Source organism: Bacillus sp. IS1, from assembly GCF_032461585.1.
In the GTDB taxonomy this organism is placed as follows: Bacteria; Bacillota; Bacilli; order Bacillales; family Bacillaceae; genus Bacillus; species Bacillus velezensis.
Genome location: NZ_JAWCWR010000004.1, coordinates 233,456 through 256,356, shown reverse-complemented (window position 1 = coordinate 256,356; position 22,901 = coordinate 233,456). Strand labels below are relative to the sequence as shown.

At 48.3% G+C, this 22,901-nt stretch carries 20 protein-coding genes; 6 read left to right on the top strand and 14 right to left on the bottom strand.

Annotation, left to right across the window (positions count from 1 at the left end; translation table 11 throughout):
* The first annotated feature begins 71 nt into the window (after positions 1-71).
* The 3 genes from RUW00_RS16545 (at position 72) to RUW00_RS16535 (ending at position 1,401) form a co-directional block, all read left to right on the top strand.
* Positions 72-971, top strand: coding sequence for a TIGR01777 family oxidoreductase (locus tag RUW00_RS16545; RefSeq protein ID WP_095273209.1), 900 nt, complete (start codon positions 72-74; stop codon positions 969-971).
* 57 nt (positions 972-1,028) lie between these two features.
* Positions 1,029-1,139 (top strand): YfhE family protein, encoded by a 111-nt coding sequence (locus tag RUW00_RS16540; RefSeq protein ID WP_003155504.1) that lies wholly within the window; start codon positions 1,029-1,031, stop codon positions 1,137-1,139.
* Between the two features lie 70 nt (positions 1,140-1,209).
* Complete coding sequence (locus tag RUW00_RS16535) at positions 1,210-1,401, top strand: YfhD family protein (RefSeq protein WP_003155508.1); 192 nt, start codon at positions 1,210-1,212, stop codon at positions 1,399-1,401.
* Positions 1,402-1,440: 39 nt separating this feature from the next.
* Here RUW00_RS16535 and RUW00_RS16530 read toward each other — a convergent pair whose 3' ends face one another.
* From RUW00_RS16530 to mprF, 3 genes are all read right to left on the bottom strand, one after another.
* Entirely contained in the window at positions 1,441-2,025 is a 585-nt protein-coding gene (locus tag RUW00_RS16530; RefSeq protein ID WP_007408549.1) for a nitroreductase family protein, read from the bottom strand.
* 76 nt (positions 2,026-2,101) lie between these two features.
* The gene (locus tag RUW00_RS16525; RefSeq protein ID WP_022552781.1) at positions 2,102-2,986 is read right to left on the bottom strand and encodes a PhzF family phenazine biosynthesis isomerase; all 885 of its coding nucleotides are present in this window, start codon (positions 2,984-2,986) and stop codon (positions 2,102-2,104) included.
* A 95-nt stretch (positions 2,987-3,081) separates the two neighbouring features.
* On the bottom strand, positions 3,082-5,652 hold the full coding sequence (gene mprF / locus RUW00_RS16520; RefSeq protein WP_280144956.1) for a bifunctional lysylphosphatidylglycerol flippase/synthetase MprF: 2,571 nt from the start codon (positions 5,650-5,652) through the stop codon (positions 3,082-3,084).
* Positions 5,653-5,820: 168 nt separating this feature from the next.
* On the opposite strand from mprF, the gene RUW00_RS16515 reads away from it, so the two are divergent.
* The gene (locus RUW00_RS16515; protein WP_014417231.1) at positions 5,821-6,303 is read left to right on the top strand and encodes a MarR family transcriptional regulator; all 483 of its coding nucleotides are present in this window, start codon (positions 5,821-5,823) and stop codon (positions 6,301-6,303) included.
* Positions 6,304-6,411: 108 nt separating this feature from the next.
* The gene (locus RUW00_RS16510; protein ID WP_280144955.1) at positions 6,412-8,004 is read left to right on the top strand and encodes an MFS transporter; all 1,593 of its coding nucleotides are present in this window, start codon (positions 6,412-6,414) and stop codon (positions 8,002-8,004) included.
* On the opposite strand, the gene bstA is transcribed toward RUW00_RS16510, so the two are convergent.
* The 5 genes from bstA to RUW00_RS16485 all read right to left on the bottom strand — a co-directional run bounded on the left by bstA (position 7,964) and on the right by RUW00_RS16485 (position 13,177).
* The gene (gene bstA, locus RUW00_RS16505; RefSeq protein WP_007610139.1) at positions 7,964-8,506 is read right to left on the bottom strand and encodes a bacillithiol transferase BstA; all 543 of its coding nucleotides are present in this window, start codon (positions 8,504-8,506) and stop codon (positions 7,964-7,966) included. The two genes, RUW00_RS16510 and bstA, sit on opposite strands and share 41 nt — an antisense overlap.
* Positions 8,507-8,531: 25 nt before the next feature.
* Entirely contained in the window at positions 8,532-8,804 is a 273-nt protein-coding gene (locus RUW00_RS16500; protein WP_007408543.1) for a ribonuclease inhibitor Barstar, read from the bottom strand.
* A gap of 22 nt (positions 8,805-8,826) precedes the next feature.
* Positions 8,827-11,238, bottom strand: a complete 2,412-nt coding sequence (locus RUW00_RS16495) for a PEP/pyruvate-binding domain-containing protein (RefSeq protein ID WP_280144954.1) — start codon at positions 11,236-11,238, stop codon at positions 8,827-8,829.
* Positions 11,239-11,495: 257 nt separating this feature from the next.
* Positions 11,496-12,584: an acyltransferase family protein gene (locus RUW00_RS16490; protein ID WP_280144953.1), complete on the bottom strand. Its 1,089-nt coding sequence runs from the start codon at positions 12,582-12,584 to the stop codon at positions 11,496-11,498.
* Positions 12,575-13,177, bottom strand: coding sequence for an NAD(P)H-dependent oxidoreductase (locus tag RUW00_RS16485; protein WP_280144952.1), 603 nt, complete (start codon positions 13,175-13,177; stop codon positions 12,575-12,577). The genes RUW00_RS16490 and RUW00_RS16485 overlap by 10 nt, the downstream gene beginning before the upstream one ends.
* A gap of 233 nt (positions 13,178-13,410) precedes the next feature.
* On the opposite strand from RUW00_RS16485, the gene RUW00_RS16480 reads away from it, so the two are divergent.
* Complete coding sequence (locus tag RUW00_RS16480; RefSeq protein WP_014417225.1) at positions 13,411-13,962, top strand: PadR family transcriptional regulator; 552 nt, start codon at positions 13,411-13,413, stop codon at positions 13,960-13,962.
* 35 nt (positions 13,963-13,997) lie between these two features.
* Here RUW00_RS16480 and cyoE read toward each other — a convergent pair whose 3' ends face one another.
* The 6 genes from cyoE to RUW00_RS16450 all read right to left on the bottom strand — a co-directional run bounded on the left by cyoE (position 13,998) and on the right by RUW00_RS16450 (position 22,890).
* Entirely contained in the window at positions 13,998-14,945 is a 948-nt protein-coding gene (cyoE, locus tag RUW00_RS16475) for a heme o synthase (protein ID WP_014417224.1), read from the bottom strand.
* A 361-nt stretch (positions 14,946-15,306) separates the two neighbouring features.
* On the bottom strand, positions 15,307-16,164 hold the full coding sequence (gene catE, locus RUW00_RS16470; protein WP_032870709.1) for a catechol 2,3-dioxygenase: 858 nt from the start codon (positions 16,162-16,164) through the stop codon (positions 15,307-15,309).
* 16 nt (positions 16,165-16,180) lie between these two features.
* The gene (gene catD / locus RUW00_RS16465) at positions 16,181-16,585 is read right to left on the bottom strand and encodes a DoxX family oxidoreductase CatD (RefSeq protein WP_007408534.1); all 405 of its coding nucleotides are present in this window, start codon (positions 16,583-16,585) and stop codon (positions 16,181-16,183) included.
* Positions 16,586-16,752: 167 nt separating this feature from the next.
* Positions 16,753-18,570 (bottom strand): ABC transporter ATP-binding protein, encoded by a 1,818-nt coding sequence (locus tag RUW00_RS16460; protein WP_280144951.1) that lies wholly within the window; start codon positions 18,568-18,570, stop codon positions 16,753-16,755.
* Positions 18,551-20,284, bottom strand: coding sequence for an ABC transporter ATP-binding protein (locus RUW00_RS16455; protein ID WP_280144950.1), 1,734 nt, complete (start codon positions 20,282-20,284; stop codon positions 18,551-18,553). The genes RUW00_RS16460 and RUW00_RS16455 overlap by 20 nt, the downstream gene beginning before the upstream one ends.
* 281 nt (positions 20,285-20,565) lie before the next feature.
* Positions 20,566-22,890: a peptidase G2 autoproteolytic cleavage domain-containing protein gene (locus RUW00_RS16450; RefSeq protein ID WP_280144949.1), complete on the bottom strand. Its 2,325-nt coding sequence runs from the start codon at positions 22,888-22,890 to the stop codon at positions 20,566-20,568.
* Positions 22,891-22,901 lie beyond the last annotated feature (11 nt).

Genomic DNA, 22,901 nt, shown 5'->3' with positions numbered 1-22,901 from the left:
CGATGTTCAGGCGTTTTTCTTTTTGGCAAATGAGGTACAGTATATGTATCAACGTGTAAGGAGAGATGGATATGAATATCGCGATGACAGGCGGCACCGGTTTTCTGGGCCGGCATCTGACAGGTGTGTTGACCCGCCGGGGACATCATGTCTATATTTTATCAAGAAAACAGAGAGAAACCGAACAAAAAAATGTGACATATGTTCAATGGCTGGCCGAAAACGCGGCGCCTGAGCGCGAGCTTCCCCCTATTGATGTATGGGTGAACCTCGCCGGCAAATCCATCTTTGACCGCTGGACGGACACAACGAAAGAACAAATCATCTCAAGCAGAATAGAAGCGACGAGAGAAGTCAGACGGATTATGAAGCAGCAGCCGAAAAAACCCCGTGCTTTGATTCAGGCCAGCGCCGTCGGCATTTACGGCACAAGCACAGAGAAAACATTCACCGAACAGTCAGATACGTCAAATGAAGATTTTCTCAGTCATACGGCTCATATGTGGGAACGTGAAGGCCAGAAAATTGAAGCGCTCGGCATCCGGACGGTATATGCCAGATTCGGGGTGATGCTCGGTGAAAAAGGCGCCCTGCCGCTCATGGTTCTCCCTTATAAGCTGTTAGCCGGCGGCACCATCGGCTCTGGACGGCAATGGCTGTCATGGGTTCATGTGGATGACGCCGCGGAACTTATTGCTTTTGCGGCGGAGCATGATGACTTGTCCGGTCCCATGAATGTGACATCGCCGAACCCCGTAGAAATGAAGCAATTCGGAAAGACGATCGCAGGCGTCCTGCACCGCCCCCATTGGATTCCCGTACCGGAACTTTTTCTGGAGAAGGCCTTGGGAGAAATGAGCCTGCTGATCGTAAAAGGCCAGCGCGCCCTGCCTAAGCAGGCGCTGACATCCGGTTTTCAATTTACGTATGAAGAGCTTGATTTCGCTTTAAAGAATCTCTTATCTGCATAAAAACGGAAATAAAAGCCAATCCTATTGGTATTCTGTTTTGAAGGAGGGTCTTCTTTTATGGAAAAGAAGCGCGAAAAACATCAACAGGGAGCCAATCTGAAAAAAATGCAGGAAGTCCTTTATTCCGGTGAATTCAAAAAAGCGGAAAGAGCAGCCAAACGGAAATAAACTGAATAAAGATCGGGGCCGGGCAGATACTATGTTTGTTTGATATCACTTTTTTCAGGGGGCGATTGATATGGGCAGAAATCATACTCACAAAAACCGTGATAAAAACAAACAAAAACTTCCTCAAGTTCCGGATGCTTTGAAACGCGAAACAGACGGCACATATGAGGAATATTCAAGCGAGCTTGCTGATTCCGCTGACCGTGAAGCGCAGGCGCGGATGAAAGCCGCTGACAACAGAGCTAAAAGCAAAACCCGCTAATACGAAATCCCCGCCTCTGTATAGAGACGGGGATTTTTTTTACAGTTCGGTAAACAGGCTTTTTGCCGGCGTCCGTTCTTTCGCCTTAGGCTGTTCATCCGGATAGCCCGTTTGAATGATGGCGGCAAAGCGCTCATTGTCAGCAAGGCCGAAGTCTTGGTGCACCTGTTTGTCATACATAATGCGGCCGCTTTTCCAGACCATGCCGATGCCGTTTTCATGTGCGAGAAGCTGAAGGTTTTGAATCATGCCGCTCAGCGCCGCGAAATCATCGTTTCTCGTAAATTCATTTTCATCTTCTTTTAAGACGACCAGCAAAAATCCCGGAACGGCGCTGAGGTTTTTTCTCATGTTCCGCTCTTTTTCCTCGTTGAAATCATCTTTTATCTTTTTGAAAAATGAGACGTAGCTGTCCGCAAGCTTTGCTTTTCCCGCTTCGCTTGCTGCGTAGATAAAACGCCACGGCTCCGTCAGTCTGTGGTTCGGTGCGTAAACGGCCGTTTCAAGCATATCTAATATGACTTCAGAAGGTACGGTTTCCGGTTTAAACGACCGGATGGATCTTCTGTTTCTGATTGTATGTGCAAGACTTTCGTTTTGCTGTAATTGTTCGGTTTTCGGCATGCCGATTCACCTTCCTATCCAAATGAAAATGATTATCATTTATAATATAACGGATACGACCGGCTTTTGTAAACCGTTACGGAAGCTGAAAATTAATTGTTTCGGCATACACGGCCGTTCCCGTCATCTTGATGTTCATCTTTTCGTTATCTTCTGTAATCCTGATTTCCACTTTTCCGTCTTTCCCGATTTCCTGGCCTTGTTCAATCGTGAGGCATTCGGCTTCGGAGCCTCCGTATTGCCGCATATAGGCTGCCATGACGCCTGAAGCGGTTCCCGTGACGGGATCTTCGGTCGTACCGGAGAAAGGGGAAGAAAAATGGCGTCCGTGCAGATCACTTTCCGGATGAACGGTTTCCAGAGAAAACGGATGAACGCTCGCTTTCGGAAGATCGCGCAAAATAGCGGGGAATTGTGCGTTGTCCGGCACCATATTCCGTGATGCTTTAAGTGATCTCAGCGGAACAATCAGTGTCCAGATCCCCGTTGATCCGTAAACAATCGGCAGCCCGCTGTGAAAATCCTCAGCCGTAATCCCGAGCGAGGCCGCAAGCTTTTCTTTGTCGCCCGTAAACGGCAGAAATTGCGGGGGAGCCTGTTCGAGCGTGATGTATACCCGGCCGTTTCGTTCAGCGGCTTTTGCGGGAAGAATGCCGGCTTTTGTTTCAATTTGATATGTCTGATCAGCCTGAAGCCTTCCCTTTTCAATTAATGCGTAAAGAGAGGCGACGGTAGCATGTCCGCATAAATTCATTTCATGGCCGGGTGTAAAATAGCGGATGCGCAGATCGGCTTCTCCGCTTTTACAGAGAAATGAGGTTTCATTGTACCCTGCCATTTCGGCGATCATCTGCATCTCTTCATCTGAATAATCATCTCCGTTAAAGACGATTCCCGCGGGATTTCCCAAATCCGGAATATCGGAAAACGCTTCATATTTAAACACGGTTGCCTGTTTCATTCATCAGCCTTCCTTTCACCTTATGATCATGTTATTCAGTATAACAGAGTGAAATTAGAATTTTTAGTCAATTATTCAAAAAAAAAAGACGCCTTTTAACGGCGTCTTTTTTTGGTTTTTCCGATCAGGCGGGTGACGAGGATCATCGTGACGGACAGCGATCTGTTTTTGCGGTACGCCAAGTATTTCCCGCGCCACTCCGGTTTGTATTTTTCTTTAAAGGCCCGCAGCCCGCTGAAGCTGTACATATACCGGACGTTGTTGAAGATGACGGCCGCGATTCTTTCCGACCAGAAAGATGTAAAAGCCGTTCCTACGTTTGACAAAGGCGCCATGCCCATATTGAAGGTGGTATAGCCTTTTTCCTGCGCCCAGAGAAACAGACGGATGAAAAGCGCGTCCATAATACCGTTCGGCGCGCTTTTCCGATAACGCATCAAGTCGACTGATATCTCGCCTTCCTGATACATCGGCATCAGGTTGGCAAAAGCAATGATCTCCCCTTCCGCGTCTTTCACGTAAGCAATCGGCGCCTGTTCCAGATAATCCCGGTCGAAGAAACCGAGGGAAAAACCTTTCTCTTTTTTCGGACCGAGCCATTCGTCCGAAATGTCTTTCAGCTTGGCGATAAACTCGGAGGAAAACGGCGGTTCCCCGACATGAAATGTGTAGCCTTCGCGGTCAAATTTGTTGTTAATCGCCCGCAGCCCCGCTTTTTTCTTACCTGACAGCGTAAATGCCTCCATATCCACGAACGCTTCTTCTCCAAGCTTGAAGAAGTTATAGCCGAAGTCATGGTACAGCGCCAGATCTTCACGTTCGATCTGATAAAACATGACACTCAGCCCCTGCTTATGCGCTTCATTCAGAAATTCCTCAATCACAAGCGGAAAAGAGTCTCTCTGTCCTGACGGATCACCGAGCACGACAAGCCTTCTGGAAATCTGGCTGAACAATAAAAGCGCTTTTCCGTCGCTTGAGAAATAAAACCGCTTATCCCCGAGAAAGCCGAGATGGCTGAGGGCATTTCCGCCTTCTTCCGCCAAAAAGGACTTCAGCCGTTCAGGATCGGCCTCTTCTCCGATCGGCTTCGATCTTTTATGATAAAAGAACGTAAACACAAGGAAAAACAGCGGCACAACAATAATGGCCGTCATCGTGGCATATGTAATGTGCGAATTGTTATGGACGAAATAGTCGTGGCGCAGCAGCCGATTCATTTTATCCCAAATAAAGCCGGCAATGAGATTGTAGTTAAACAAGGCGATAATAAACAGAGCGGCCGCAAAAATCATCTGGCCGAGCGTATACGATGCCTGCTCTCTGATAAACTGCCGCTTTAACAGCACAAGCAATACGATGACGACAGGCAGAATAAAGATCGCGCTGATGTTCATTCCTTTTAAGAAACTGAACACAAAGCCGCCGACCAGCGCGGCAACCGCCATTGAATAAGAACGTTTCGTCCGTTTGTATAATTCAATCGGCAAAATTAATAGAATCAAAGCCGCGCTTAGCGATAACCCGTTAAACGCAAGGAGCGCCGGGCGCGGAATGTGCGGAATGACCGTCTCCCTGTCGATCGGCAGGGCGACGGACGCAAGCACGACGACTCCCGACACGAAAACCAAAAGCGACAGCGAACCGTAAAGCACCCTGATCAAGATAGCGCGCTGGAATACGAGAAGCACGTTCGTCGTTTCCACGGCAGGCGCCATCTTCGGATTTGATTCCAGCCGTTTAAGCGTATTTTCCGTTAAGTCCCCGGCCGCAAAGAACAGACCGAACACAAACGGGATAAATGAATACACAATCCGGTAGATGACGATGGATGTCACGACCGCCTCCTGCGGAAAGCCCATATTCTGCATGCCGAGCAGAAACAGAAGGTCAAACGAACCGAATCCTCCCGGCACAAGGCTGATGATTCCCCCGATGGCGGCAATGGCAAATACACCGAATACATGGCGGACATCCGCGTGAATCCCCATGACATGCAGTGAATAATACATGACGACGGCCGCCGCAAACCATTCGGCAAACGAAGCTCCGATATAAGAAAAAATCGGATGCCTCGGTTTTGCTTCACCGTCTTCTGCGCCAGCTTTTTTATTGTTGATCCAAGCGGCGATTAAGGCCACCGGCACAATAAGCGCCACGCCGGCGATGACAGCCCACAGCCACGGTTTCTCACCTGTAATCTCTCCAACCGGCAGAACCCGGGCGATGGTCAGGATACTGAAGACGGACAGCCCGAGCAGCGCTGAGGACGTAAGCCAGGCGATGCCTGCGACGAGGCGTTTTACGTCATTCGTATGTTCTTTGTAAAGCATCGTCCGCAGCCCGACGCCCGCCAGACCGCCGAATCCAAGGACATTGTTAAAGGAATTGGCGATAAAGGAGACCCTGAATACTTTCCAATTCGGAATGTTGAGGCGAAGCGTCCGTTTCAGCACAAAGTCATAAAAGGACATCGCGCTGACGGCAAGGAGGCCGAGCAGAACGAGAATAAATAAATCGTAACGCTCAATCCCGTTAATAATGTACAGCGTTCGTTTAAAAGAAAGGTCTGTCAATTCCTTTTTGGACTGATAAATGACTAAAAGCAAAACTGCAATAGGAAATAATACTTTTAATATCGATAAGGCATTCTTTTTAGTCAGCAATGTTCTCTCCAATCATCATAAAATAGCTTATTTATTATAATTCCCCCAATAATCTCCAACATATTATACACTACCACCTCACATTCAAACAAAACTCGCCTGCAACTTTCTTTCTCTGATTAAAATCAGTAATATGGTATGCAGGAGTATGAATGAGGAAGTGAGACGATGGATTATAATCTGCATGATACAACGGTATTAGGCGGCGATATTTTTTCTCCTGAGGAACGGGATATTTGGGTGCTGTACATGAAAGTGATGACATCGGCGGGGCTCGGCGATGTGTCGGAGTGGATGAAGCTTGATATGAGCATGCCGCAAATGAAGGTGCTGATGCTTCTGAACAACCACGGGACGCTTAAGGTAAGTGACATAGCGGAGAAAATGGGCGCTTCCCTTTCAAATACGACGGGGCTCCTTGACCGTTTAGAAAAATCATGTTTCATTACACGCGCTCCGTCAGAAGAAGACCGCCGTTCAGTCGTCGTTCAATTAACGGAAAACGCGAAAGATATTTTCCGCAGCCTTTATCAAAAAGGACATGTAAAATTGAAGCGTTCATTGGAAACGCTGACCGCTGAAGAAAAACAAACGGTCAATCAAGGGCTTGCCATTTTGGCAAGAGCGCTTGATTCTTCCAAACAGGGATAGAGATGAAAAAGGCCTGCCGGTATCGGCGGCCTTTTTTTGTTTGACATTTAATTCACTCAAAGTGAATAATATATTTGAAGTGAATTAAAAACGGAAGGATTGATCAGTATGCCGGAGCCTTTGCAAACAGAAAAAAACCAGAGCTGGGCCATCACTCTCTTTACGATCGGTGTGTTCATGGCGGCGCTGGACAACGGAATTATTTCCGCTGCTCTGACGACGATTAACAGCTCTTTTGATGTTTCTCCTTCATGGGGATCGTGGGGAGTGACCCTTTACACATTGGGACTCAGTGTCAGTGTGCCGATTGTCGGCAAGCTGTCGGACCGATACGGGCGGAAAAAGCTGTTTATGATTGAAGTCGGGCTGTTCGGACTCGGCTCTTTGCTTGTCGCACTCAGTCAGAGCTTCCCGATGTTTTTGGCGGCACGGCTCATTCAGGCGCTTGGCGGCGGCGGAATTTTTATAATCGGGAGTTCGCATGTGCTGGCCGTGCTTCCGAAGGAGAAACAGGGGAAAGCTCTCGGGCTTTTAGGGGCGATGAACGGTATGGCGGCCGTCCTCGGACCGAATATCGGGAGCTTTTTGCTTGATGTAACCGGGTCGTGGCATTGGCTGTTCTTAATTAACCTGCCGATTGCCGCCGCTTTGGTTGTGTGCGGCGGTTTGTTTATCGCTGAAACGAAAGAGCCTGAGGCGAAACGGCTTGACCTCGCCGGCACAATGCTGCTGTCTCTTGCGATCTTATCTTGCATGATCGGTATCACGAATCTCGATGGGGCGAAGCTGTCAGAAAGCATAATGGACGTAAAGGTGTACGGGTATCTTTTAGGATCGGCACTTCTCTTTCTGGTGCTGCTTAAGGTCGAAAAGCGGGTTGAAAACCGAGGGGGCGATCCGATTCTCGCCTACTCGCTGCTGCAAAATAAAGTGTTTCAATGGACGCTCGTCATCGGATTTTTATCGGGAGGGCTGCTCGCTGCGGTCATTTTTATTCCTTCTTATGCGGAGCAATATTTGCACGTATCGGCGGAGAAAGCGGGTTATTGGATGACGCCGCTCGCGTTGGCGTCAGGCATCGGAGCGTGGCTCGGCGGGGCGATCACGGATAAAAAAGGGCCGGTCTTTTCCGCGGTTGTATCAGGCGCCATCGCATTTGCAGGCTTCAGCCTGTTTCCGTTATGGGTGACGGATAAATGGGAATTTGTCACAGCGAGTGTCATTGCGGGGATCGGTTTCGGATTTCTGCTCGGGGCTCCGCTGAATGTGCTTGTATCAGAAACGGCGGGCCAAAACAAAGGAACAGCGCTAGGCACGCTGTCACTCGTAAGGCAGGTCGGGCTGACGCTCGCTCCGGCTTTATATGCCGGCTTCATTACAGCGGGCTTTGACCGGATCGGAGATGACATCAAAAACCGTTTAGCGAAAAGCGGCATTCCCGCTGATCAGGCGCAAACGCCCGATATCGGCGGCGGACTTTCTTCGTTGCAGGAGCAGGTAAGCCGAATCCCCGTTCCCGCCGTCAAAAAAGCGGTTTCTGATGCGATTGAAGCGGGCATTTCCAGCGGCTACCACCATCTTTATACGGCAGCCGCCGTCATTTCATTATGCACGATTGTGTCTGCGGCTGTTTTGGCGTTTTTCCGGAAGCCGGCATCCTCTAAGACAGATGCCAGCCCATCCGCCGGGAAAGCTCAGTAATATGGGCGATGTGATGTTCAGAGTGCCAGACATATAGTCCGAGCGCCTGTTCCAGCGTAACCGTCTCTTTAGACACAGGATGGAAGTATGTCCGTTTGAATTGGGCTTCCGTCATGGAGCGCAAAAGAGCGGCCCATCTTCTGTGCAGGATCGTTAACAGCTCAAGCGCATCCCCGCAAGCGGCGGTTTTGGAATCATGAAGATCAGCCCAGCCTTTTTCATCATAAGGGCGGATTTCCGGTTCATTCTCTGTTAAGCTCAATTTAAACCGGGTATAGCCGTTCATGTGGCTGTCCGCCAGATGGTGAACCACTTGGCGGACAGTCCATCCCCCTTCGCGGTACGGCGTATCAAGCTGACTGTCCGACATCGCTCTGACAGCTTGTTTCAGTTTGGCCGGAGCGTGTTCCAGCGCATTGATCCATTCTTGTTTCTGTCCGGCCGAAATCGATTCAGCCGGCTGATACTCTCCAATCGGATAGCTGAGGGTTTGTTTTTCCATTTTTGTCTCTCTCCCGCTGATCGTATTATGAAAGTATGATGGTGATGTCGCAGCCTTCCGCTTTCGCTTCACGAAAGACCTGAAGCACACTCTCGGCGCCATTTTCTGTAAGCTGCTTGCTTTGTTCAAACTGTCTCCATTCCAAAACAAGCGGGTACTCCACCCACCCGGTCAGACAGTCCCATAAAGCGTCAAGGTTTTCACCGTAGTATTCAGGAAGGGCAAGTTCCTTTTTCAATGTCTGATGCAGGTCGCTCATACTTCTGATTTGCTCCCCGTTAATAACTGCTTTATTCATGCGCGGCTCCTTTCTCATGATTTTATTCTATCAGTTTACCATTTTCCTCTTCAGAAGTGGCCGGAGTCTGCCGCGGTTCCAGCTGGACGATGCCTTGCCCGCCGTCAACGGCCACCCTGTCCCCCGTTTTCAGTTTTGACGTTGCATTTCCGCACCCTACAACAGCAGGAATCCCAAGTTCCCGGGCGACGATCGCCGCGTGGGACAAAGGGGCGCCGACGTCCGTTATGATGGCAGCCGCTCTCGGAAAAAGCGGGGTCCAGCCTACATTGGTTGTCGAAGTCACTAAAATTTCCCCCGCCGCAAAAGAATCCCCGTCTTCCGGAGCATCAAGGACACGGACAATGCCCTCCACTCTCCCGGCCGCTCCCGCGAAACCTTTTAAAGTATGCGCATCATCAGTTTCCGCAGGCATAAAAGCATCGTAATAATCCGCTCTTCTGTCAGGCTCCTCAGCCCATTTAAACGGATTGAATCTTCCGTTAATAACGGATGGGAACGGCGGCAGTTTTTTATAGGTTTCATAGTTTTGCTTTCTCGCTTGAATCGACGCAACCGCCGGCTCTTTCCCCGCGAGCAGATCGGTTATTTCATGCAGATACAAGAAGAAAATGTCGTCCTTCATGCCGGTCATTTCCGCCGCTCTGAGCGCGAATGCTCTGGCTGTCCGGTACACCCTGACAAATTCGGATCTGGTTGTTTCTCTAATATTCGCGTATTCTGACGCTTTTTCCATTTTGGCTTTGAGCCATTTGACCTTATGAGGAAACTTTTCTTCAAATCTTCGGAAGGCCTGTTCATGCGCCCGCTGCTGTTTCAAAAGCAGTTGTTCGGCATCAATACCCGACTCCTTGTGTTCTTTGATCTGCTTCGTCAGCCAATCCCGGTTTTCTCCCGGATGCGGTATGGAAAGTTCGTATTCATGCGGGCCTCGGTGGCCTTGGTTCCTGAGATATTCTTCCTCGCTCATACGGCCTTTTATGACTTGATCAATGCCGATAATCGGCTCCAGGCTGGCCAGTCCGCCTTTTCCCCTCAGATTGGAAAGCAGGAGATTCGCATCTTCTATTCCTGCGAGTTTTGTTAATTGAGAGGTTAATGACGAAGAGGATTGCGCAGAATCACGCCCGCCGGATATTAACGCAAACCACGCGTTGCATAAATACGGATAGATCTCATTGTTCCATATCGCTAATAATGCCCGCTCCGTTTCGGCACGTTTCAGCTTTTCCTCAATATTCCGGCACCACTCCGGCGATTCGTCCAAATAGGAGGACATGTTTTTTTTCGCGTGCTTCATTTTCGACAGATACGGTTTCAGTTTTTTCGAGATGATCTTCAAAAGTTCATACTTTGAGAACGGATATAAAGGCATCTTCATTTCCGCCGGGATTTCTCCCAATGTATCGCTCATCATTTTTCCTATTTTTCCGCCTTTCGGATTCAGACCGAAAGCGGCGAGAACGGAAAGAGGCTGGCTCATATTGTTATAGGCTCTGCCGCAAATATTGCCGGACCAGACATAATAACCCGGAATGATGCCCGACTCTTCATCCAGATTCCGGAGGAGCGACCATGTCAGCGGCGTCATCACATCGGGAATCGCTTCTCCTATATTTGTGTTTGTCCATAAAAAATCACCGCTGAAAGAATCATTCCATTCATAGGTTTCCAGATTTCCGGCTTGTAAGGTCGTAATCGGGCGGGATTGAAGAATATACAATGTCCCGCCCGCGGCGGCCCATTCAATATCCTGCGGCCCTCCAAGGTCTTTTTCCAGCTTTTTCGCCAGTTTATAGAGCTTTGACGCATATTTGCGAAATTCCCCGGGGCCGTCATATTTTTTCTTGGGCCGTGCCAGTTTAAAAGAATAGGCATCAGCTTCCCCGGAAACGAGCTGCTCCCCGAGACCGTAGACGTAATTGCCTGTCATCTCCCGCCTGCTCCCCGTAATCGGATCTGCGGTAAACAGCACTCCGGATATCTCAGACGGTATCATCAGCTGGATGACGATTGCGATTTCATGCTCATCTTCCATTCCCTGAACGGCGCTGTACACCTTTACTCTTTCTGACTGTGCCGACCGGCGGACTTCATCAATCGCCCTGGACATGTCTTGATCTGTTTTGACATTCAACACCGTATCGAATTCTCCGGCAAAGGAAGCCTGAGCGGAATCCTCGCTCAGCGCGGATGAGCGTACGGCAAACAACGCAGATGCATGGCGGCTGCGGATGGAATTCACATATTGATCAATAGCCTCTCTCGCCTGATGGCGGAGCTGTCCGTCCTGAAAGGCTGACGGCAAAATCACAAACCCTTCAGGCACAGGATACCCGCTTTGATACATTTTAGAGAGAATGCTTCCTTTTCCCCCCGCAAAGGAATAAAGTTCGGCCGGAAGTTCTCCGAATGTTTTGACACAGTCATTCATAATGTCCCCGCTCCTTTTTAGTCGTTCATCCAAGCTCACAGTTTTTCTCTTTTTCACTTTTTTTGAAAGTATTTCCTATAAGTATACATTATATCGGTCTTCACAAGGGAGAAAATCGATGGCGTTATTTTGTCATAAATGCATCCGTCAAAACGGCCGCAGGCGGGGGTCTGTGTTTGCAGGATGTACAACTATCCGTCCTCGTGCCTGATAAATCGGACCCGTATCAAAAAGGCGGCCGAAACGCCGCCTTTTTTTCAGACTGTGCGGCCATGATGCGCCGCCGTATTTCTTTTGGTCTGCTTCGGCTGATACACTTTCCCGACAAACAGGTATCCGTATCTGAAATGGTTGCACACCCAAGATACGAAAATGGGACCGAGCGTGCAGATCAAAAATAAAAGAAGGATGGCAGCCGGCAAAGGCATCGACCGCAAATAGCCTTCCAGAAGATATCCGCTGATTAAAAAGTAGGAGTGCAGCAGATAGATTGAAAACGAATAGTTGCTGATCATCATCACAATCGCGGGCACTTTTTTGAGCTTTGAAAACAGATGAAAACACAGAAAGATCATACTGACCGCGTAAATCATAATATCCGGACGCTTAGAGGAAATGGAGCCGCCGCTGATATATGAAACGGCCACAATCAATATTGCCGATACGGCCGCACTGAAGTAAACCGCATAACGGTACTGATTGATGAGCGCTAAAAAACGCGGATATTCCTTTCCGCAATAAAATGCCAGACAGAAATAAAACACCCAGCCCGGAAACGGAACCCAAAAGAACGGAAAAATAGAATCAAGCCCCGATGATGCCGGCGGATGAAAGATGGAAAAGTAAGCCAGATAGACGGCGTTGATGATAAACGAAACAGACAGCACCCACACGGGAGATGTGTTGTTCAGCCAGCGGTGCAGCAGCATATGGAGAATGTAAAATTGAAAGATCACAAGAATGAAGTAGCCGATGAAGTTTCCTAAAAACACATTTTCTAAAAATTTACCGATCACTGAAACGAATCCGGCTCCTTCTTCCGCCACGCTTTTCATTAAAATGGCATCCACCGCGGCAATAAACAGAAACGGCACGAAAATGACTTTGCCCCTTTTCTTTAAAAAACCAGCGGGAACGCCTCCCGGGTATGACCTGGCAAGCAGAAATTCCGAAATAAAGATAAACGCCGGCGTGCTGAACATCAACAGGGTCCGAAAAGCATCAACCGTATGGGCGGCACTGGCTAAGGACTCTTCCTGAATCATCAGCACCATTGAAACAACGTGAAGCAGAACGACACTTAAACAGGACAGGCAGCGAATCACGAAAATTTCTTTTATCTGCATACGGCCGCTCCTTTTTCACAAGCGCGCCGGACTTTGGCGTATGCTTGGCGCAGCCATTTTTCCCGCAGCTCGGGTGTGCTCGTTTTGACGACAGAAAAAAGGTTCCGCTCGGCTTTTTGAATGCCGCAAAATTGCAGAATGCCTTTTTTCAGCGTAATCCAGTCCGAGTTTTTCCGGAACCACTTTAAGTACCAGCCCGGGGAGTCCGCCGTATAAAAGACCTGTGCCGTCTCTGCCCGGAGCAGTCCTTTTACGCGGCCGTTTTCATATGTGTAGGCTTCTCCGGCGACAAGCACTCTGTCAAAAAAGCCTTTCATAATCGCCGGAACGCCTCCCCACCACAGCGGGTAGATGAAAATGAGATGATCCGCTTCTTTCATCAGTTTCCGGTATTTCTTCGTTTCAGCGTCCCGGTTCATGTCAGAGCGCTTTTTTTCGCCGCCGTACTTCAGCACGGGATCAAATTGGTCGGCGTATAAGTCAATGACCGTATAGCTTTGGCCGCTGTCCTTTAAAGCCATGACGACGTATTTTACGAGAGCCGCATTGAAACTGTTCTCATCCGGGTTTGCATACACAATCACCGTCTTCATATGTCCCTCCCAATATTTATTAATTTTTACAATGATTATATCATGATGTCATATGAATGAGGCAAAGACATGAGAAAGGCTTTTTCCGGTTCCGCTGCCGTTTCGATAACCCCTTTCTGCATATTTTCGCTGATTTTGCCGCCGCAGATTCAATGACAAGCATCCGGCACTTCTGCGTTTTTGAGCGGCGGTATGGTATACTAGCTGTCAAATGAATGGGCTTGGAGGACAACATGAGAATTTTAAAGTACGCGATTTTAGGGCTTTTGCGAAAAGGCGAATTGAGCGGATATGATATATCGAGCTATTTTAAGGAAGAGCTCGGCCAGTTTTGGAGCGCAAAGCACAGCCAGATTTATCCGGAATTAAAAAAACTGACGGCTGAGGGATTTATTACGTTTCGCACTGCGATTCAAGGAACAAAGCTTGAGAAAAAAATGTACACGCTGACTGGCAAGGGAGAGCTGGAGCTTGCTGCCTGGCTGACGAAAAAAGACCCGATTCCGGAAACGGTGAAGGATGAATTTATGCTGAAGGCTTATTTCATCTCAGCTTTGACGCAGGAAGAAGCGGATGAGCTATTCACCGACCAGCTCGTAAAGCGGAAGGAGAAATTGTCCGATCTGGAAAACAGTTATCAAGAACTGATGACATCGTCCGCGGAGGCGGATTCTTTTTCTTCTCCTGATTTCGGCCATTATCTCGTGCTGACAAAAGCGCTTGAGCGGGAACGGAATTATATTTCCTGGCTTGAAGATATTTTGGCTCTCATCAAAAAAGCATAAACAAAACGGGGCGGCTCTGTATCTGCAGGGCCTGTTTACGTTCTGAGAACCGCATTGATAAACGAATCAGCCATTAAAATAAGAAAAAGCAGACTGAAATACACAATCGAATAAAAAAACATCCCCTTCGACCATTGCGTGTCATCCGCCGCCTGAAAGCCTTTGATGCTCCGGTACAGCCAGATGGCTCCGAGCAGGAGAGCGGACGCGGTATAAAACGGGCTGACGTCTATATAAAGAGGAACGAGCAGCGAAACCGCAGTCAGAACGGCGATATAGCGCAGCATTTTTATTTTTGTGACGCGATTGCCTTTTATAATCGGCAAAAGCGGAATGCCGGCGGCACGATACTCTTCCTTTCGCCTGATTCCGATCGCCCAGAAATGCGGCGGCTGCCACAAAAACATAATCGCGTATAACAAAATCGCGGGCATATCAATGTACCCGGTCAGCGCGCAATAACCGATTAAAGGCGGAGCCGCCCCCGGAAAGCTGCCGACAAATGTGCTCCAGACGGATTGTCTTTTAAACCAAAGCGTATAAACGACGGCATACAGCAAAAATGCAAGCAGCCCAAGAACGGCGGTCAGTACATTAAGCGAAGCAAGCATGATGAATCCGCATGCGCCGAGGCATGTGCCGTACAGGATCATGACCGGCGGCGGTATTCTCCCCGTGACGCTTGCGCGGGTGCGGGTTCGCGCCATTTTTGCGTCCATGCCGCGGTCAAAGAAGTTATTAAAAACAGTGCTTGATGCCATGACTAACGCCGTTCCGATCATAGCAACCGCCATGGCGGCAAATATACCGGGCCCTCCGCCCGTCCTTTCCGACTGAAGCCATGCGATCCAAAATCCGCCCAATGCGGCGAGTGAATTTGAGATGATAATCCCCGGTTTGGCAAGAATGATAAAGTCCTTGACCGTCATCCGGTTTCCGTTATGCTTCATAGACTGTTCCGTCTGTGCTGCATTTGAGTTCATTTGTTCAGGTTCTCCTTTTTCGGCTTATCATATCAGGAAGAATCAGGAAGCACAATTGTTTTGGACATTTTTCACACAATTGTAAATTGTGTGAAAAGCCGCATCTTGTGTCCGGATGCGGCTTTTCCCTTTTTCTATTCAAAGTCTGCCCATACAGCACCCTGATCTGCTGAACGGATACAGTTTTCAATCCAGCGGATGCCCTGAGCTCGGGCCGGCGATGGCGGGCTCTACGCGTCATTTTTGCGCCTCACTGAGATGTTCGCTCTCTTCAGTCACAGATGTTCTTCTTTACCGAGCCTTTTCAAGAAAACTTCAGAAAAATAAAAACCCTTGCCGGTTAGACGGCAAGGGTTGTTTCTTACAGTGTAAATGCGATATCCGCCCCTGATACAGGGTCTTTGACGAATACGCCCTCTTCTTTTTCTTCGATCTCAAAGCCGGCATCGGTCAGCGCTTTTGTCACACGTGACAGCTCTTTTTGATGCGGCAGCGCGATGGTGTAATAATCCAGCCCGCTTGCATTTCCCGGTTTCGGCGGCGCATGTTTTCCGGCCCATATATTCAGACCGATGTGATGATGATACCCTCCCGCCGAAACAAACAGAGCGGACATGCCCGCGTAATTGCCGACAATGTCAAAACCGAGAATATCGGTGTAAAACGCTTTGGCTTCCTGTAAGTCCGTCACATGAAGATGGATGTGGCCGATAACAGTTCCTTCTGGGAGACGGCTTTTCCGTTCAGCTCCGGCTTCTTCCAAAAGCCCGTCCACATCGACGGGCGCCGTTTGCATGACATAATTGCCCTCTGCATCCCGGCGCCACGTGCTGCGGGGACGATCGGCGTATATTTCAATACCGTTGCCGTCCGGATCAGACAGGTAAAGAGCCTCACTGACCGCGTGATCCCCCTGACCGAGCGCGATGCCGTTTTCAATCAGCCTGGCCAATGCGATGCCGAGTTCTTTCCGGTCAGGCAGAAGGATCGCGAAATGGTACAGGCCGGTGACAGACCGCTCCGGCAGAACGACGGCGCTTGGATTTTCTTCAAGCACCAGCAGGACGCGTTTTCCGTCTGCTGACAGTCTTGCTGAACGATCTGTCTGCGAGATGACTTGAAGGCCGATTACATTCCGGTAAAAGCCGAGCGAGCGTTCCATATTTTTAATGGTCAATTTGACATAACCGATTGCCGTATCTTGATGAATACCGGTCATATGAACGCCTTCTTTCTTATGCTGAAAAAGTTTCTCCCTTTTTTGATTTGAAAAGGAGCTGATCCAATGAAAGCAGACGGCTTCCTGAAAGCGCTAAGTGAATTGACGCAACCAGTAAGATGAAATCAAATTCCGATCCGCCCATAAATGGTGAGGAAAGCTTCGCCGTGAAGATGGCGCCCACTAATGTGACGGCAAACAGAACGCCGATAATGCGCGTTGCCAAACCGAAAAAGATCAGAACCCCGCCGACAAGCTCAATCGTCGCGATGACATAGACCATAAAGGCCGGAATCCCGATGCTCTGGAAAAATTGCGTAGTTCCTTCCAACCCTTGAAACTTGGATAAACCGTGAACAAAAAAGATAATACCTGTTACAACCCTTAAAAGCAGTGTTCCTGTTTCGAATGATTTATTCATAAAATCCTCCTTGAAAATTATTATCACTTACTTTATGTAAGCTAGTATATATACATAACTTATTTACGTCAAGTAATTTTGTTACATTTAACGAAAATAACTTAAAAGTACTATTTGCCTTCGCGAAAAAAAGACCTCCGCACTCTGTCGGAGGTCTTTTTCCCTATCTATGATTCCCGGAACTGGCTTTCATATAATTCCCGGTAAAACCCGTTCTGGCTGAGAAGTTCGGCATGGGTCCCTTTTTCAGCCATTTCGCCGTCTTTCAGCACAAGAATCTGATCGGCTTTTTGAATCGTGTTCAGCCTGTGAGCGATGATGACGCTTGTTCTGCCCGCCATTAAACGGCCGAGCGCTTCTTGTATTTTCACTTCCGTCACCGTATCAATGTTGCTCGTCGCTTCATCCAAAATGAGCAGCACCGGGTCCGCCAGCACAGCTCTCGCGATGGAAATAAGCTGTTTTTGTCCTTGGCTGATGCCCGCGCCGTTTTGGGTAAGGACGGTATCGTAGCCTTTCGGGAGCCGTTCGATGAATCCGTGGGCATTGGCGGCTTTTGCGGCTGCCTTCACCTCTTGATCAGATGCGTCCAGACGGCCGTAACGGATATTTTCCCTGATGGTGCCCTGAAAGAGAAAGGAATCCTGCAGGACAAACCCCATGTTTTTTCTCAGACTGGATCTCGTCAGTTTTTTGATGTCCGTTCCGTCAATGAGGATTTTTCCGTTATTCGGCTCGTAAAAACGGGCGATCAGGCTCGTAACGGTTGTTTTACCAGCTCCGGTCGGTCCGACGAAGGCGATTGACTGTCCTTTCGGAACGCTGAAGGACAGGTGTTTTAAGATCAAGCTGTCTTCCTGATAGCCGAAGGAGACATCTCGGAATTCAATTTCTCCCGTTTTGATCGGCTGGTACAGCGCATGCTCTTCATCTTCCCGCTCCTCTTTTTCATCCAGCACGTCAAACACCCGTTCAGCCCCGGCGATGGCCGATAACATCGTATTGAACTGATTGGCTAAATCATTTAAAGGGCGCGTGAACTGCCGCGAGTATTCGGCGAATACGACGATGGCACCGATCGAGATCCATCCCTTCAGCGCAAACAGCCCGCCGACCGCCGCTATAATCGTAAAGCTTAAATTGTTTAAAGAGTTCATGACTTTCGGAATGAATCCCGAAATTGTCTGCGCCCAAAAACCCGATGATTGTAACGCCGCGTTTTTTTCTAAAAATTGTTCCATGACGCGGTCTTCCCTCGAATAGGCTTTAATGACCTTCGCCCCTGATATCGACTCTTCAATAAAACCGTTCAGCTCGCCGAGGTTTTTCTGCTGCTGTTTAAACAGCAGTCCCGTCCGGTTGGTGATCCATTTAATGCTCAAAAGCATGATCGGAATAATCAAAAGCGTGATCAATGTTAAAAGCGGACTCATGTACAGCATGACGGCGATTGTGCCGACGAATGTAATGACGCTCGACAGTACTTGAATGACGGATGTATTTAAAGTGGAGCTGACATTTTCGATATCATTGGTGACCCGGCTCATTAAGTCCCCGAGCCGCTGTTTATCAAAAAACGGAATCGGCAGCTCATGCAGATGGGTAAACAGCTCGCTCCGCATTTTAAACACGGTGCTTTGCGAGATATTGATCATCCAATAGTTTTGAAACCATAAGGACAATGATTGCACGAGGTAAATCACAAACAGCATGAACAGCACCCCCGCCAATCCGTCTGTCGTCTGTCCGACGATAAAATGATCAATCGCTTTCCCGATGACGAACGGTCCGAGCAGGCCGAATATGGCGCTTATGACTACCATGATGATCACAAGGGTTAAAAGCCCTTTTTTCTCGGCTACATAAGACCAGATTCTGCGCAGCGTGCCTTTTGTATCTTTTGCTTTCGCGCGTTTTCTGCCGCCTTCATTTGATTTGAGCGGTATTTTCGGATATCGGAAAGGTTTACGAATGTCTTTTTGCATTGTCAGCTCCCTCCTTTCCGAATTGTGATTCATAAATCTGCCGGTACAGATGAGACTGTGCCATCAGCTCTTTGTGCGTGCCTTTGGCCAGCAGTTCGCCGTCTTCAAGCAATAAGATGGTGTCAGCCTTCATCGCAGTCGTTATTTTCTGCGTAATAATCAGTGTCGTGCATTCATAGGATCTGATCGCTTGTAAAAGCTTTGCTTCCGTCTGAAGATCGAGCGCGCTCGTACTGTCATCTAACAGCAGGAGGGACGGCTTTCTGATAAAAGCGCGCGCGATGGAAATCCGCTGCTTCTGCCCGCCTGACAAATTGACGCCCCGCTGTCCCAGCACCGTGTCGTATCCGTTTGACTGCTTCATAATCGTGTCATGGATTTGCGCGTCTTTGGCCGCTTCCATTACTTCATCTAGTGAAGCATCCTCCCGCCCCCAGGCGATATTTTCACGGATTGTGCCCGAAAACAGAAGCACTTCCTGCGGAACATAGCCGATTTCCCTGCGCAGCCCGCAAGCGGAGAATTCACCGATCGGTTTGCCGTCTATGAAAATACTGCCCGAATCAGCCGTGTACAGACGCGGAATCAGCTGAAAAAGCGTTGATTTTCCTGAGCCTGTCGCGCCCATAATGGCAACCGTTTCTTTCGGGCTGGCAGAAAAGGACACGTGATGCAGCGCGTCTTTTTCCATGCCCGGATAGCGGAAGGACACTTCGCGAAACTCAATCGCGCCTGCAAGCGCCCGTGCCGGGTCCTGCCCCGTTCCCTCGCCGCCTTCTGTTTCCAGCACCTCGCCGATTCTTTCCCCGGAAGCCTTCGCCCGGGAAAATACCATGATGAGAAAAGGAAGGACGGACAGCGCGCCTGTAATCCGCGTCGCATAGTTAATGACGGAAACGACATCGCCGACCTGCGCTTCGCCCTGAGCAATGCTTTTGGCGCCGAACCATAAGATAAACAAAATGCAAATGTTCATCAGCAGCATTAAAATCGGCATCGCCGCTTCCACGAGACGAAAAGCGGAGACCGTTTTTTCCATCAGCTTCGTATTCGATTTCAAAAAACGTTTCACTTCGTGGTTTGCACGGAGGAGCGCTTTAATCAGTTTGATCGCCGTCAGGTTTTCCTGCATGATCGTGTTGACCTGATCAAGCCGCTTTTGCACAGACCGAAACAGCGCGCCGCCTCTTTTCAGCACCCACAGCAAAAACAAAAGCAAAATCGGCACCGTGATCAGCAGAAAAAACCCGAGTTTCGCATTGACGGTCAGCGAGAGAATAATGCCGCCCGCGATCATTAACGGCGCACGAAGCATAAACCGGAGACTCATGAAAAGCATATTTTGGACCTGTGTCACATCGTTTGTCAGCCGGGTGATAAACGATGTGGATGAGAATTGCGCAAACGTCGAATAAGAGAAGGATTGAATTTTTTGAAAAATCCCTTTTCGCGTATCATACGCATAGCTCTGGCTGATGTGGGCGGAGTAGAATGAATTTAAAATGCCCGATGCGAATGAAACAGCGGTCAGTCCGATCATCACGCCGCCCCACAGCCAAACCGTACCGAGATCCTGCTTTAAAATTCCTTCGTCAATGATTTTCCCGATCAGCAGGGGCTGTATCAGCTCTACCGCAAGCTCGATGAGCATGAAAAACAGAGCGATTCCCGCCAAAAGAGAATACGGTTTTACATATGATAAAGCCTTTGACATGTGTAAGCCTCCAAATCCTTTGTTCAATATGTATGTATATTTATTTTATTTGTTTGTCTTAAATGAATAAAGGATTAACCCTTGAAACCGCACTTTTATTATGTACTTTGTGTAAAATGATTGAAGATAAAAATGAAGGGATGAGGGGTGCAGATATATGGAGGCTGTCTTACCTTTTCTTTTTACCAGCTCCTGAACCGGAGCCTTGATTTTAAAATGAATTAGCGGAGCCTTTAAAAAGGCGTCCGCTAGTCAGGATGGTCATTTATGCTTTGTCACATTTAACGAATGAAAACGAGAGCGACCCCGAATCCTTTATCAGCATCAAACTCATTGATCACTTTCATGACCTGCCAACGCTGTTTTGGAGCATCAGATTTTGTTGCAATCCCGTTATGAGCGTGAATAAAATCTCCCGCTTTCACAGTCTCATCGCATCTGACATATACCTGGCCGATGAGTCCGACAATGTTCCACTCGTCTCTCTCTTCTCTTGAAGCGTAGTCTTCTTCAGGCCGAAAGTCCGGATTTTCCTTTGGCGCCATGACCGTATGGCCGTTCGCATCTTTCTGTTCTTCATAAACATAGCCGCCAAATTCATTCTTTACGTATCGTCCCGACCAGTGAAAACTCGACTCACCAAGAATCACTCCGGCGGTCTCGGAAATGACCCCAAGCATGAGGTCACCTTTTTCAGCCGGTCTGATCTTATCACCTTCAAGTGTGACAAGTGTTCCCGTCGGAATCTTTTCCCCTCTCAGGCTTTCAAAATACTCGGCGTAGTCAGAGAATGTCGAGGAACCTGTTACGCCTCCCGCAGCCTTAATTGTTCCTTCTTTTGCGTGAAGCTCAATCTTTCTGTTGGCTGATGACGGAGTGCTGCCGGAACCCCAGCCCCATACAGTTGAGTTCGCATTTGGGTTAATCGTATTATATGAACCGATTACTCCAGATTGAGAACCTCCTGCAGCCTGTCCCCGGACAGTACCGATGACAAAGCCATTAGTTCCTGTAACATGGGAATCTTTAGATGCCATAACAGAAGATCCTTTATGTTTAAACAACTCATACGGTGTTTTTTTACCGCCTACATGAAATGTTGTTTCATATCCTTGAAAATCAATATTCGATATATTCAGATCCGGACCCGAAGAATAGAGTCCGACCGTTCCGCTGCTGGCTCCCAATCTATGCCCGTATACATTGCTCACTGTACAATTATCAACGCCTCCGCCAAAAGTAAGTCCCGTCGTGCCGCCATCAACTAGAAAAACGCCGTCAATCATGCACTTTCCTACCGCATTTTCTCCGCCAAGAACATACAGATCATGAGCAGCGGAGCGGAACCCGCGGATCGTGATATTCTTCAGATTGACATACCGCCCTTTGTAATAAATCATAATGATCGTGTCATTGCTGTAATCGTATGAACGATCTTCACAAATAGCTTGGAAATTCACTATATTAACTGAATCATAGCCCGAAACAACCAACGCACTCGCTCCGACGCCTTTATATATAGAATTTTGTTTAGGATTTGTTGCCTGACAATTTACTAATTGAACATCATGGGCAGTTTTTGATGTCGGCTCAGCCGATAAATGATGGCCAATATGTCTAATGCAAAAACCGATCGCATTTTCGTAAGCACGGCAATTAGCCAGTTGAACTCGTTTAGCCGCCGGTGCATAGTCATGCGCCTTAATTTCAAAACCGCGTGCACCGCCAATTGCAACACAGCTATCTACAAATACATCTTGAGAACCGTCATCAATCTCAAAGCAATTTGAATTTGACGTGCCATTCCCATTTCCCATCGGGTGATAGGAAACACAGTGGCTGAAAGTAGTGTGGAATCCAAAATGACAAGTAAAGTTATCATCCCCGGACCCTGTTGCTTCACAATGTGAAAACGTTACAAAGTTACAGCCGTTGGGCTGATAATAAGTTGGATCATCTTTTTCTCCATGTCTGTTATAGTTCGGGCTCGTGGAATCAAAGCCGTGCAGGCCGGCGTTCTTCGCAAACACATGCTCAACAAAAGAATAGTCAACATTCGCAAAAAGCAAACAGCTTGAAGTGGGACCTTTCGGAATCTTCCAGCCGGCAGGACGCGTATCCTTGTTCCAATCCAAAGTGAGATGGCCGACGTAAATATTTTCATTACCGTTCGTATAATCACTGTTGGTCAGAACAGAATGGCCGACCGGTGTTTCGTCTAATAATTTAATGACCGTTCTTTTCTTGCCTGCTCCGACAAGCATTGTATTTGACGGAACGAACAATCCCGATGTTCTGAATACACCCGCGGGAACTGTTACGACATAACCTCCGTCGGCCATGGCATCATGAAATGCCTGCGTATCATCTGTTACGCCGTCACCTTTAGCTCCAAAGTCCATAACGTTCCGCTCTGTAACATGTTCAAACCTGTTTTCATACATTTTAAGTCTTTCGTTTAAATTTTCATAAGTTGACGTGCCATCACTAAGGGCTGCACCGATTTTGCTGTCAATCGCTTCAAAATTTTGAGCAATGCTTTCAACCTCAATCCCCTCCGTTTTATCGGGTTTGTAAAGTCCTAAGAAAGTCGTATAGTTTGTCATTGCCTTACCTC